At 41.4% G+C, this 13,652-nt stretch carries 10 protein-coding genes; 8 read left to right on the top strand and 2 right to left on the bottom strand.

All coding sequences use genetic code 11. The features are described 5' to 3' along the window. Positions 1-48 precede the first annotated feature (48 nt). Both BUB77_RS14785 and BUB77_RS14780 read left to right on the top strand, forming a co-directional pair. The gene (locus BUB77_RS14785; protein ID WP_073277259.1) at positions 49-2,766 is read left to right on the top strand and encodes a GH36-type glycosyl hydrolase domain-containing protein; all 2,718 of its coding nucleotides are present in this window, start codon (positions 49-51) and stop codon (positions 2,764-2,766) included. A gap of 139 nt (positions 2,767-2,905) precedes the next feature. After that, positions 2,906-3,337 (top strand): hypothetical protein, encoded by a 432-nt coding sequence (locus BUB77_RS14780; protein WP_073277257.1) that lies wholly within the window; start codon positions 2,906-2,908, stop codon positions 3,335-3,337. Between the two features lie 208 nt (positions 3,338-3,545). On the opposite strand, the gene BUB77_RS14775 is transcribed toward BUB77_RS14780, so the two are convergent. Further along, positions 3,546-5,111 carry a hypothetical protein gene (locus BUB77_RS14775; protein ID WP_073277255.1) on the bottom strand — a complete coding sequence of 522 codons (1,566 nt, stop codon included), beginning with the start codon at positions 5,109-5,111 and terminating at the stop codon, positions 3,546-3,548. 31 nt (positions 5,112-5,142) lie between these two features. Further along, entirely contained in the window at positions 5,143-6,081 is a 939-nt protein-coding gene (locus BUB77_RS14770) for a hypothetical protein (RefSeq protein ID WP_073277253.1), read from the bottom strand. Between the two features lie 305 nt (positions 6,082-6,386). On the opposite strand from BUB77_RS14770, the gene BUB77_RS14765 reads away from it, so the two are divergent. From BUB77_RS14765 to hflX, 6 genes are all read left to right on the top strand, one after another. Beyond that, positions 6,387-7,202 (top strand): AraC family transcriptional regulator, encoded by an 816-nt coding sequence (locus BUB77_RS14765; RefSeq protein ID WP_073277251.1) that lies wholly within the window; start codon positions 6,387-6,389, stop codon positions 7,200-7,202. A gap of 123 nt (positions 7,203-7,325) precedes the next feature. Further along, positions 7,326-8,294 carry a sugar phosphate isomerase/epimerase family protein gene (locus tag BUB77_RS14760; RefSeq protein WP_073277249.1) on the top strand — a complete coding sequence of 323 codons (969 nt, stop codon included), beginning with the start codon at positions 7,326-7,328 and terminating at the stop codon, positions 8,292-8,294. 138 nt (positions 8,295-8,432) lie between these two features. Beyond that, complete coding sequence (locus BUB77_RS14755; protein WP_073277247.1) at positions 8,433-9,488, top strand: Gfo/Idh/MocA family protein; 1,056 nt, start codon at positions 8,433-8,435, stop codon at positions 9,486-9,488. Between the two features lie 70 nt (positions 9,489-9,558). Beyond that, positions 9,559-10,638, top strand: coding sequence for a Gfo/Idh/MocA family protein (locus BUB77_RS14750; RefSeq protein ID WP_073277245.1), 1,080 nt, complete (start codon positions 9,559-9,561; stop codon positions 10,636-10,638). Positions 10,639-10,859: 221 nt separating this feature from the next. Beyond that, positions 10,860-12,152 (top strand): tetratricopeptide repeat protein, encoded by a 1,293-nt coding sequence (locus BUB77_RS14745; RefSeq protein WP_073277243.1) that lies wholly within the window; start codon positions 10,860-10,862, stop codon positions 12,150-12,152. Between the two features lie 17 nt (positions 12,153-12,169). Next, complete coding sequence (gene hflX / locus BUB77_RS14740) at positions 12,170-13,414, top strand: GTPase HflX (RefSeq protein WP_073277241.1); 1,245 nt, start codon at positions 12,170-12,172, stop codon at positions 13,412-13,414. Positions 13,415-13,652: the final 238 nt, after the last annotated feature.

Raw genomic sequence — 13,652 nt, 5'->3', positions numbered from 1 at the left:
TTAATTGAAACGATTTTATTTCAGATTGAAGAGCGGATAGGAGAGGACATGAAAGGATATCAATATTTGGATGAGAACGGGACATTTAGCCTGAAAGACCCTGAGCTAACGGGGTATCTGTATTTTCCCCTGGCAAATGAAAAGGGAGTCATGGCAAGTGTTACACCAAGTCTTGGAGGAGATAATAAAATGGGGCAGAATACGTTTTTACTGGCCCCTGTAAGCAGTGAAGAGCTGCATGATAAAAAAGGCACCAGAAACTTTTGGGTCAATATTAAAGAGAAAGGGCTTTGGTCGGCTGCAGGAGCTTCTGCCTGGCAGGAAGCAGGGCTTTTCAGCAAGGAAAAGGATAAAACCCTCCTGATGGCAGGAATGATGTGGCATACAGTAAAGAGAACCTCTAAAGAGTATGGGATAGAAGCAGAAATCACCTCCTTTGTCCCCCTGGCGGATACCCTGGAGGTTATGCTGGTGACCTTAAGGGCTCCTTTTGAGGATATCACCATAACTCCCACTGCTGCAATTCCGTTATATGGACGGTCTGCGGATAATATCAGGGACCATAGGCATGTAACCTCCCTGCTTCACCGGATGGAAACGGTAAAGGAGGGTATTCTGCTAAATCCTACCCTGACCTTTGATGAAAGAGGACACAGGAAGAATGAAGTCGTATATGGCGTAGCGGGAAGTGCGGAAGCTGCACCACATATGGAGGGTGAGGCACCGGAGCTGCCCGCAGGCTTCTATCCGGTAATAGAAGATTTTATTGGAGAAGGGGGTTCTCTTATTAACCCCAGAGCCCTGCTGGAAGAGAAGGAACCGGTAAAAGCAGGTTTTCATAAGGATGGCTATGAGACCCTGGGAGGTATTGCCTATGAGACCTGCACCCTGAAAAAAGGGGAAGAAAAAACCTATATCGTAGTAATTGGCTATGGGAAGAGCAAAGAAGATTTTCTATCCCAGGCGAAGCCTTACCTTTCCAAAGCATATTCTGAGAAAGCCCTTGCAGAAGCGAAAAAAAGCTGGCTGGAGAAGCTGAATATCAAATACCATACCGCTTCCAAGAATTTTGACGCATGGATGCAATGGGTGGACTTCCAGCCCATACTTCGCAGAATTTACGGCTGTTCCTTCCTTCCCCACCATGACTACGGAAAAGGCGGAAGAGGCTGGAGGGATTTATGGCAGGACTGCCTGGCGCTGCTTATCATGAACCCAGAGGGTGTCAGGGAAATGCTGTGGTCTAACTATGCAGGAGTCCGTGCAGACGGAAGCAATGCCACAATTATTGGCACAGAGCAGGGTGAATTTATAGCAGACAGGAATAACATTACCAGAGTATGGATGGATCACGGCGTATGGCCCTTTTTGACCACCAGGCTCTACATTATGCAGACTGGCGATACAGGACTTTTATTTCAGGAAAATACTTATTTTAAAGACCCTCAGGCAGTAAGAGGAGAAGAAAAAGACCTTCTGTGGAAGGCGGAGGACGGTAATAGCCTCCGGACAGAGGAGCAGGCCGAATATAAGGGTACGGTATTGGAGCATGTGCTGATACAGCTTCTGACCGCCTTTTACGATGTGGGAGAACATAACCATATGCGCCTTCGGGGGGCTGACTGGAACGATGCCCTTGATATGGCAAAGGAGCGGGGAGAAAGCGTTGCCTTTAGTGCGCTTTACGGCCAGAATCTGGTGCAGCTAGGTGAGATGCTCCGCCATCTAAAAGAGGAGGGCATGGAGAAGGTATCCCTCCTTGAGGAATTATTTATACTCCTTCGGAACGAGGAGGAGCTTTATGAGGACGGCAAGGCAAAGGCAGAGCTCTTACATAGCTATTGTGATAAGGTAAGACATACCGTAAGCGGAAGGAAAAAGGAGATATCCCTGTCAGAGCTTGCAGAAAACCTGATAAAGAAGGGAAACTGGATAAAAGAACACATCAGGAAAACAGAGTGGATTAGTGACAGTGAGGGTTATTCCTGGTACAACAGCTATTACGATAATAACGGAAGAAGAGTGGAAGGCGATAATCCGAAAGGCGTCCGTATGATGCTGACAGGCCAGGTATTCACCATTATGTCCGGCATTGCCGAAAAGGAGCAGGTAAAGGACATTACAGCTGCCGCAGATAAGTACCTGTATGCCAAAGAGCTGGGAGGCTATAAGCTTAATACCGACTTCCATGAATTAAAGACTGACCTTGGCAGAATGTTCGGCTTTGCTTACGGCAGCAAGGAAAATGGAGCGGTCTTTGCCCATATGGCAGTTATGTATGGCAATGCCCTCTACCAGAGGAATTTTATAAAGGAAGGCTATAAGGTCATAAACAGCCTCTATTCCCATTTAAGTGATTTCGAAAAGAGCAGGATATATCCGGGAATTCCGGAATATATCGGGGATAACGGCAGGGGCTTGTACCACTACCTGACAGGCTCGGCAAGCTGGCTGCTGCTTACCGTATTAACGGAAATGTTCGGAGTGAAGGGAGATTACGGCGCACTCCTTCTGGAGCCAAAGCTGTTAAAGGAGCAGTTTGATGAAGAGGGAAAGGCCGAGGTATCCTTTGAATTCGGCGGCAGGAGCTTTGCCGTAACCTATATAAACAGGGAAGGGAAAGAATTCGGTGAATATCATATCGGAGCTGCTGCTTTGGATAAGGAGCCGTTAGGGAATGAGGCTGAGAAATTTGTCCTTTCCAGGGAGGCGATTCAGAAGCTGGACAGCAATTCTGTTCACGGAATAAGAGTTGACCTGATTTAGAATACAAGTTAAAAAATAATTTGCCGTAAAGTAATTGCCAATAGGAATTTCAATATACAGGAATTAGGAAATTGAAATCTGGTGGAAGGATTCACCGGATACGGCAAAACATTATAAATGAGGAAAGGTGACAGGGCACATGGAGAAACAATATATTGATATTACCTCCTATGAGGGAGAAGGATATAAGCCGGTTATTGATTATATGAGCTGGAGAGTGGCAATTCTCCGGTACTGTGAGGAACTGGAGGTTCCGAATTTAAAGACCATGCAAAAGCATAATGAATCTGATGAAGTATTTGTACTGCTTGCCGGAAACTGTACTCTTTTTACCGGAGGAACCGGAGAGGCCATCAATAATATGGATGGGGTAGCTATGGAACCAATGAAATTATATAATGTAAAAAGAGGAGTTTGGCATACACATACCCTGGACAAAGAGGGAATGGTACTAATTGTAGAAAATAGAGATACTTCGGACCTTAATTCGCCTACTCTTAAACTGGAAGCAGAAGAGATGGAAAAAATCGGGGATTTGTATTTTAGCAGGAATGCCGTAAATAAAAAATGAGAAAAAAGCAGCAGGATATAGCAAGTATTAATAAAAAACTTAAAAAGACATTTATATAAAATATAAGTTAAAAAGCCATATATATAAAAGAAGGATGGCTGATGCCGGTTATCTTATTTATATATGGCTTTTATCAAAGAAATTTTTAATAGTTTAAATTTTATAACATTTGCTTTCAGACAGAAAGAATGTTTGAATTCCGGAATTATTAATCCCCTGATCCAGCAGTGTATATCAGGGTTGATTCATTTTCAGTAGTAAGATAACATTCAATTTTACCCTTCGAATATTTTGTTGTCAGCTTCGAACCATTACCAAATATCTGCTCAAGGTAAAAGGGCCTTAATGCCTCCCAATCCTTCCTTTGATATAAATCTGACTGGCCGCCTCTTATATAGGGAGCATAGTCAGAGGACTTAAAATATTCTTTCGTCGCTTTTGTATATATCTTGGAATTTATAGTTTTAACAGAGCCCTTTTTCTTCACCAGCACATAAAACACATCGCAATAGGTATCGTTATAACGGTAAACGACAGCTACTCCCGGATTTACGCCTGTTATGCTGCCATCTTGGACTGTTACCACAGAAGTATCGGAAGAATAAATATTATTGTTTAAATCACATGCCGATAGTTTTTGAGTATCTCCAACTCTGATCACCTGCTGCTGTGTATCCTCACCGACTATCCATGCTGGCAAGTGCCCTTTACGATATATGAGATCGGCATCTGTTCTGCTAAAATCATCGTCGGACAGCAATTTGGCGGCTGCACCAAAATCAATATAACCCGCATACTTTATACCTGCATTATCTTCTGCTGTTTCGTCTTGATCAGAATTGCTGACATACTGATTTAACTCCACAGAATTCCATACATCACAGCCATATTTTATCTGACCGCCATCCGGCTGTTCAATTGTACAATTAAAACCAAGATTATTCAAAACAGCTTTATTAACAATTGCAAAACCCAAAGAAAGAGATTGTTTTTCAATCAGCATCGAATGCGCCGTTCGATATTTACCTTCCAGAGTAATGCCTTTTTTCCATGAAAGATAATTTAATTCCTTATAGTTCTTATCAAAAATCTGTGTACTGCCATGGTTGATGACAGCATTTAATGCCGCATGGATACGCTGGCTTGTTGTCGTATTTTTCGGATCTGCCGCTATTTTTATAAATTTCTTAATCAGATCATTTTCCTTTTTAATATCTGCAGCTGTAATTTTAGCTGTTTTGGTATCCGTATAAGAAATACAATTCCCCTTACTATCTTCCGTCATATCGACGTAACTGCTGGGGGAGTAAATATTATCAGCAAGTACGATAATATTAAATGTATCAACAAGTTTCTTTCCGTCATATACCTTTAGTGTAGCGGTTCCGGGACCTAATGCATACACTGAAATGTTGTAAGGCAAAATCGAGCGGGCATTTCCGGAGGCATCAGCCAGTAATAATGAAGCTGCCTGGGAGTTCGTATTTGCTTTTAGGCCAAATACACTGTCATCTGAAATTACATAGGTAAATTTCATAAATTTTTTATAGTCCAAGTTATAGGGATTGGGGTAGATATCGTAAAAATATTCACCTAATCCTTGATTCTGATATCTATAATCTGCTGTTGAGTGATATTGATCTAAAACTATCACATCATTTTCGGTTGCCTGCACTTTCCTGGCAGATACAACAATAAGTGCAATAAAAATCATGCTCATTACAAAGAAATAGTTATAATGAAGCCTGGTTCCCTTCTTTTGGCTTTTTTTCATAAATTAATCCCCCTTTGAGAGTCATCTTGGCCTACTTGCCGTTTGTATGTATTATTGGAATATCAATTGGCATATCTTGGAGTGTGGGTCTGTATACATTATATGCATAGCCGGCTATACTATAGCTTACTGCGCCATAGTTCTTATCCGGTGTATCGATAGTAACCTTACCCGTCCCTTTTTGTTTCAAATTTTTGCTATAATAATCTGCATAAACCATATCCCCATTTTCATTATACCAGCAGACTTGGACAAAAGCTGTGACTGCCTTTGCAGAATTATTTTTAACTTCAACAGTGATCTTACTATCAGAGGAATCTATTACTCCTTTGTTTAAATCAGTCAGCTTTATTTTCGCGCTGTAATCTGTATATTTAATACCTGTAAATAATAATTCGGTATCAAAATTATTTACTTCCAAAGTACTCTTTGACAAATCAAAATCGCAATCATTCAGTGGTTTGTATATTGTATAATAGGTCTTTCCGGGAATTAGCTCCATGGCTATTACCCTTTCAGAGTCATAATCCATAAATTCACCGTCAGAGGATCTGAAAACTGCCGTGAAGTAAACTCTTTGGAAAAAGCCTTTCGTATTGTTGGTAACTTTTATTATATAATTTCCGCCAGGAAGTCTTTTATAGAACTTTGCTGTCACATCCATTTTCTTTACGGTCAAATTAATTGTATAGGTATAGGCCTCACCTTTTATCGTTATTGTAGACTTTCCCGGTGCTTTTGCTACTAAATCGATATCACCAGTAGATACATCGGAAAGTATTGCCACCTTTTTATTACTGCTGTCTGCTTTGATAATCCTCCCAATTCTTAAAAAAGTATAGTTGTAATGCTGGCCCACATAAAACAATTCATCCAATGTATTGATTGCTTTTACTTCCAGTGCCGGATAATTGCACAGAAGTAAAACTAATACCAGTATCTGTATCAATAATCTTTTTGCTCTTTTCATACCCCACCTCTTTATTTTGTTTATATTCGTATAGAAATTACTGCAAAACATATACATTCAGATATAGTCTTCCAAATAATGTTACTATCTGTCCCTTTTTTTGTCAATAACTTTCTTTTCTTAACATAAATCAGCATATGGAGCAAGAAATTTTCGTTTATAAAGGCATCCCATTAGGAGCATTCTACCAGCCAATCGAGTTGAGATAAAAAGTCAATCTCTTTGAAGGATGGGCTTTACAATTATTTTTTCTATATATTATAATAAAATAAATAACTTAACCGTATGAAAGAATGAGGTAGGACATGCGTGACTTAAGCTTATATGAAAAGAAGATTATAAAGGACGAAGAATTCCCGGTGCAGATGTTTGAGAGCCGGGTACGCAAACCCGGCGTTTATTTTCCGCCCCACTGGCATGAGCACCTGGAGCTTAATTATGTATTAAAGGGAAAGGGAGCCTTTATCTGCGACAGAAAAAACATAGCAGTAAAGGAAGGAAGCCTTGTAATCTTTAACAGCAATGTGCTTCATGAGGGCATCAGTGAGGGAGATGTATTTAACACCCTTGTTATCATATTTGAAATGAGCTCCTTTTCAAAGGAAATCGCAGATTACAACGTAATATTTCAAAGTCTGATTGAAAATGATGAGAAAATAAGGGATATTCTCCTGTCTATTTATAAGGAAGATGTGGAGAGAAAGCATGGCTACAGGCTTGCAATAAAGGGCATGCTCTATGACCTTATTACCTATCTGTTCCGCAATTATGTTACAGAAAGCCTGTCACCCAGAGAAAATACCCTGCGCCTTCATAATCTTGGACGCCTGAATACGGTGGTGCAATATATCCAGGAGAATTACAGCGAGACAATAACCAATAAGGAGCTGGCGGATTTGATTCACTTAAGTGAATACCGCTTCTGTCATTTGTTCAAAGAAAGTATGGGGAAGAGTCCTATTAACTATATCAATGAGGTAAGGCTTAAGAAAGCCTATGAGCTCATAAAGGAAAAGGAAAATTCCATATCGGAGGTAGCGGTCATGGTAGGATTTTCCGATTATAACAATTTTGGAAGGCTATTTCGCAAATACTATGGTTTTCCACCTTCCAGAGCTTGAAATAGCAAAATAATATGATTAAACAGCAATACATCTATAGCAATTTTTTATCAGAAATTATATGATGTTAAAAGAGATATAAAAAGGTAGAAATATGTAATGCATGATTGAAGGAGGTAACATATGAAACTTGGAGTATTATCAGTAGTATTGGGAGATATGCCTTTAGAAAAGGCCTGTGAATTCCTGCATGAAAGAGGAGTTCAGATGATTGAAATCGGATGCGGCGGGCATCCCGGTAAAGCACACTGTGACCCGGAGATTCTTTTGAACGACGAAGGGAAGTTAAAAGAATTTAAGGAGACCATAGCAAAAAATGAGTTACAGATAAGTGCCCTCAGTGCCCATGGTAATATGGTACATCCGGTAAAGGAAATTGCGGACAGCTTTGATAAAGACCTTACCAATGCAATCCTTTTGGCAGAAAAAATAGGAGTTCCTGTTGTAAATACCTTTTCCGGCTGTCCGGGAGGAAGTCCTGAGGACAAGACACCCAACTGGGTAACCTGCTCCTGGCCGGAGGATTACCTTCATGCACTGGAATATCAGTGGAATGAAGTGTTAATTCCCTATTGGAAAAAGAAAGCAGCCTTTGCAAGGGAACATGGAATCAAAATTGCCCTGGAGCTTCATCCGGGATTTTGCGTATATAACACCAAAACACTGCTTCGCTTAAGAGAAGCAGCAGGACCTGAAATCGGAGCAAATTTCGATCCCAGCCATTTAATCTGGCAGGGTATGGACCCCAGTGTCTGCATCAGAGAGCTTGGAAAGCATGGAGCTATCTTCCATTTCCATGCAAAGGATACCAAAATTGACAGCCTTAACTGCAATGTAAACGGAGTTCTGGATACCACCCATTATGGTGATGAAATCAACCGCTCCTGGATATTCCGTTCCGTTGGCTACGGTCATGGAGAGGAATACTGGAAGGCAATGATTTCCGAATTAAGACTGGCAGGCTATGACTATGCTATCAGCATTGAGCATGAAGACAGTCTTATGACGGGGGCAGAAGGCTTAAATAAAGCAATTAAGTTCTTACAGAATGTTTTGATCTATGAAGAACGCGGACAGATGTTCTGGGCTTAATAATCAGTAGTAGCAATATAGTGAAAACCGCAGAATAAGAAAAACATAAAAGGTAGTGAAAGGAAAGAGCTGCGCAGGGCTTGAAGAAAGCTGCTTTCAGACAGTGACCGGCAGCCCTTCTACAGAAAGAGGAAGGATATGTCACAGCAGGATATGAAGATTGCTATTGTAGGCCTTGGAGGAATGGGAGACTGGCACAGAAATTTAATAGAATCCATCGATGGGCTTACGCTGGCAGGAATTTATGATATCAAGGAAGAAAGACAGGAATATGCAAGAGAAAAGAATGTGAAGGTTTATGACAGCTTTGAGGAGCTCTTAGGAGATAATTCCGTAGAATTATGCCTTATAGCAACGCCCAATGACCTCCATAAGCCCCTTGCCATAGCAGCCATGAAGGCAGGCAAGAACGTGGTAAGTGAAAAACCTGTAACCTTAAGCTCTGCGGATTTACAGGAAATGATAGAGGCTTCCAAGGAAACGGGAATGCTTTTTACCGTTCACCAGAACAGGCGCTGGGATGAAGATTTTCTTACGATGAAGAAGATTTATAAGGAGAGCCGGCTGGGAGAAGTATTCCGTATTGAATCCAGAGTACACGGTTCCAGAGGAATACCGGGAGACTGGAGACAGGAAAAGGAACATGGCGGCGGTATGGTACTTGACTGGGGAGTTCATTTGCTGGACCAGATTCTGCTTATGATGGAAGGCGTCAAGCTGAAAAAGGTTTATACGACAATGACCTATGTGACCAATCAGCTGGTGGATGACGGCTTTACGGCAAGCCTGCTCTTTGAAAACGGCACAGAGGTTATCGTGGAAGTGGGAACCAGCAATTTTGTGAACCTGCCGAGATGGTATATGCTAGGTTCCAATGGTACGGCAATTATAGAGGACTGGAGCCTTAAGGGTGAAATCGTAAGTGCGAAGGGCCAGAATGAAAAAGACGTTGTTCCGGTAATAACGGCAGCAGGACTTACAAAGACCATGGCACCAAGAAGAGAGGATACCATAGCTAAGGCAGAACTGCCTGTTGTAAAAAGTGATATCAGGGATTTCTACCGCAATGTAATGAAGACCATTCGCGGTGAGGAAGAGATTATTGTTAAGCTTCCCGAGGTGGCAAGAGTTATGAGGCTGATGGAAGCACTCTTTGAATCCGCTGAAAAGAAGCAGGTCATTGACTTTGAATAGGTAAAATTATTTGGTGAAAAACCGTAAACCGGTTTAACGTATTTATAAATTACAAAAAGAGAGGTTTATCATGGAGAAAGTTAAGATTGGCATTATCGGCTGCGGTGGAATTGCGAACGGAAAGCACCTGCCTGCCATAAAGAAAAACGGTAATTTTGAGATTGTTGCTTTCTGCGATTTGGTGAAGGAAAAAGCAGAAAAAGCAAAAGAAGAGTATGGTACGGAAAGCTCCAGGATATTTACAGATTATAAGGAGCTCTTAAAGGAAAAGGATATTACAGCAGTATATGTATTAACTCCAAATAAATCCCATGCCTTTATTTCCATTGATGCAATGGAAGCCGACAAGCACGTGATGTGTGAAAAGCCCATGGCAAAGACCTATGCCGATGCCAGGAAAATGGTAGAGACCGCCAAGAAAACCGGCAAGATTCTAACCATTGGCTATCAGAACAGATACCGTGGAGATTCCACTTACCTTAAGAGAGCCTGCGAAAATGATGACCTTGGCGAAATTTACTATGCAAGAGCCCATGCTGTCAGAAGAAGAGCAGTACCTACCTGGGGTGTTTTCCTGAACGAGGAAGAGCAGGGCGGAGGTCCCTTAATTGATATCGGAACCCATGCATTGGATTTAACTCTCTGGATGATGAATAACTATGAAGTAGAATCCGTAACCGGTTCTGTATACCGTAAGCTGGCAGACCAGAAAGAGCAGGGCAATGCCTGGGGGGATTGGGACCCGGAAATCTTTACGGTTGAGGATTCTGCTTTCGGCTTCATTAAGATGAAGAATGGCGCAACCATCCATCTGGAAGCTTCCTGGGCATTAAACACCCTGGAGGTGGATGAGGCTAAAGTAAGCCTTTGCGGAACAAAAGCCGGTGCTGATATGAAGGATGGCTTAAGAATTAATAGAGTGCAGTACAACAAGCAGTGTGTAGAGAAACCGGATCTGGCCTCCGGCGGAGTCGCTTTCTATGACGGCGTATCCGAGAAAGATTCCGATATTGAACAAAGGACTTTCTACAATGCGATTACTAAAGGGGAAGCCCTGGTGGTTAAACCCGAACAGGCACTTGTGGTTACACAGGTTCTGGAAGCTATTTACGAAGCCGGAAGAACCGGAAAGACAGTTTATTTTGATTAATTCCTGCCTTTTCAGCCTTTTGGAATGAAAGTGGAAAATGGCCTGACAGGAGCTATTGAAACAGCTTTGCGTATGCAAGCTGTTTTCAATAGCTCTTTTTCGTTCCTTATTTACTTGACAAATCAGAGTACTTTTTGGATAATTTGAATAGACTAATAAATAGACGCTTAATAAGAGGAACAGGGAAGCTTGATTTTGATTTGTAGAAAAGAGGATATAGAATGCGTCAGAGAATACAGGATGGAAAGTATAGTGAACAAAAGGAAAAGGACAGGATGCTGAAAGGCTGCAGGAGCTTTAAGGTGAAAAGTTTTAAATGGATGGCTTGCGGGATTATGGTTTTAGCCTCATCACTTTTCCTTTCCGGCTGCGGAGCAAAATCCGCCAAAGATTATTATAAAGAAGGAATGGCCTATTTTAACAGCGGCAATTATGAAAAGGCAGATGCAAGCCTGAAAAAGGCAATGGAAGAAAATAAGGAAAGAGCGGATTATTATATCAGCTATGCCATGAATCTGATACAGCAGCAGAAGTATGATGATGCAATCGCATATTTTGAGCGCAGCATACTGGATAAGGATAATGCCATTGTACGAAAGAACAATAAACAAGCCTACAGAGGCGAAGGGATAGCTTATTATAAGGTACATGATTATAAAGCGGCTATCGAAAAATTTGATAAGGCTCTTGCCATTAATGAATTAGAGGATATCAATCGGGACATTTTATCCTATAAGGGTATGGCCCAGGCGAAGGCAGGTCTGTATAAGGAGGCGGCAGCCACTTATACGAAGATTATAGAAGCCAATAAGAACAACGGAGATGCTTATAAGACCAGAGGGGATATCTATTGCAGAATGGGAGATTATAAGAAAAGCCTGGCAGATTATGATAAAGCCATTAAGCTTGAACCCCATAACTATGATTATTACTTTGGAAAGTATTTTCTGATGCTTGACGGGAAGGATGAAGCGGGAGCAAAGGAAGTATTAAGCAAGGCCGCGGCTATTAACGGTACAACGGAAGAAGATAAATTCAATATGGCAAAGGTAATGTATTATAAAGGAGATACTGATACGGCCCTGCAGATGTTCGGGGAAGCCTTTGGTAATGGATTTACCGAAAGTTATTACTATCTTGGCCTTATTTATGAAAATAAAAAGGATTATGAGAATGCCGTCCAAAATTATAAAAAATATATAGAATCCGATGAAGGAAGAGATAAGGGAGATGCATATAACCGGGTTGCAGACTGCTTGATAAAGCTTAAAAATTACAAGGATGCTCTTGGCTACGTTGAGGACGGTATTAAGGTAAATGATGTGGATGTAAATCAGAACCTGAAGCGCAGCCAGATAGTTGTTTATGAACATCTGGACAGATACGAGGAAGCTTATAAGCTGATAAAGGAATACAGAAAGGAATACCCGGAGGATGAAGGTGCCAAAAAAGAGGAAGTATTTTTGAACAGCAGGCTCTCGAATACCGTGACCATTCCAAAAGACGGGAAATAAAGGAGATTTTAAATAGCATGAGTGAATTATATGAAATAAAAGAGCAGGAGGAGCGCCTGATATTAGTGGGCGTGGAGACCGGTCCCGGAGACGATACGGAGGATTCCCTGGAGGAGCTGAAGGAGCTTGCCAAAACGGCAGGTGCCGTAACCCTTGACAGGGTCATACAAAACAGGGAAAGTGTCCATCCCGGCACTTATATCGGAAAGGGTAAGATTGAGGAAGTAAAAGAATTGGCAGAAAGCCTGGGTGCCACCGGTGTGATCTGCGATGATGAGCTTTCACCGGCCCAGCTTAAGAATTTGGAGGATGCCCTTCAGATGAAGGTAATGGACCGTACCATGCTGATACTTGATATCTTTGCCCAGCATGCAGTAACAAAGGAAGGGAAAATTCAGGTAGAGCTGGCTCAATTAAAGTACCGTTCCACCCGTCTGGTAGGTATGAGAAATTCACTCTCCCGTCTTGGAGGCGGTATCGGAACCAGAGGCCCCGGCGAGAAAAAGCTGGAGGTTGACAGGCGGTTGATAAGGGACCGGATTTCGCAGCTTAACAGGGAGCTTACCGATGTAAAGCAGGTCAGAGAGACTACCAGAGAATTAAGGAGTAAAAATCCGATACCGGTAATTGCCATCGTAGGCTATACCAACGCAGGAAAATCCACTCTGTTGAACCATCTGACAGGTGCAGGGGTACTGGAAGAGGATAAACTGTTTGCAACTCTGGACCCGACAACAAGAAATATCGTGCTTCCCGGCGGCGAACAGGTGCTCCTGACAGATACGGTAGGCTTTATAAGAAAGCTTCCCCATCATTTAATAGAAGCCTTCCGCAGTACCCTGGAGGAAGCCAAGTATGCGGATATGATACTCCATGTGGTGGACAGCTCCAACCCTTCTGCCTACAAGCAGATGCATGTGGTTTATGAGACACTTAAGAATCTTGGCATTAAGGATAAAACAGTTATAACCCTTTTTAACAAACAGGATTTGCTTCTTACGGATACCATAATCAAGGATTTTAAAGCAGACAGAACCTTAAAGATTTCCGCAAAGGAAAACAAAGGTCTGGAGGAACTCTTAAATATACTGGAAGAACTTCTTAGAGAACGGAAGGTATTGATAGAAAGAGTATTTTCCTATCAGGATGCTGGGAAAATACAGCTGATCCGTAAATACGGGCAGCTGCTTTGTGAAGATTACAGGGAAGACGGTATTTTTGTAAAGGCATATGTTCCAAAGGATGTCTGCGGTATGATATAAGCTATGGAGCACTTTGGTTTAATTGTTTAAACAGCTAAAATATTATGAGAAATTTGAGTAACAGCGGCAATTAAGTAAGTAATTAAAAAAATAAAAATTAATATAAAAAGTGTCTGATATCATAAAGATAAATAGGTAATAGGCACTATATAAAAATACTATATATAGTTTAGTTTGTATAATTAAATAATATATATAGTATTTTTATATTGACTAGAAATGAAAATTTTGCTATTAT

This window comes from Anaerocolumna jejuensis DSM 15929, from assembly GCF_900142215.1.
GTDB classification, from domain to species: domain Bacteria; phylum Bacillota; class Clostridia; order Lachnospirales; family Lachnospiraceae; genus Anaerocolumna; species Anaerocolumna jejuensis.
The sequence above is the reverse complement of the archived record's forward strand: the minus strand, read 5'-3'. Positions and strand labels throughout refer to the sequence as shown.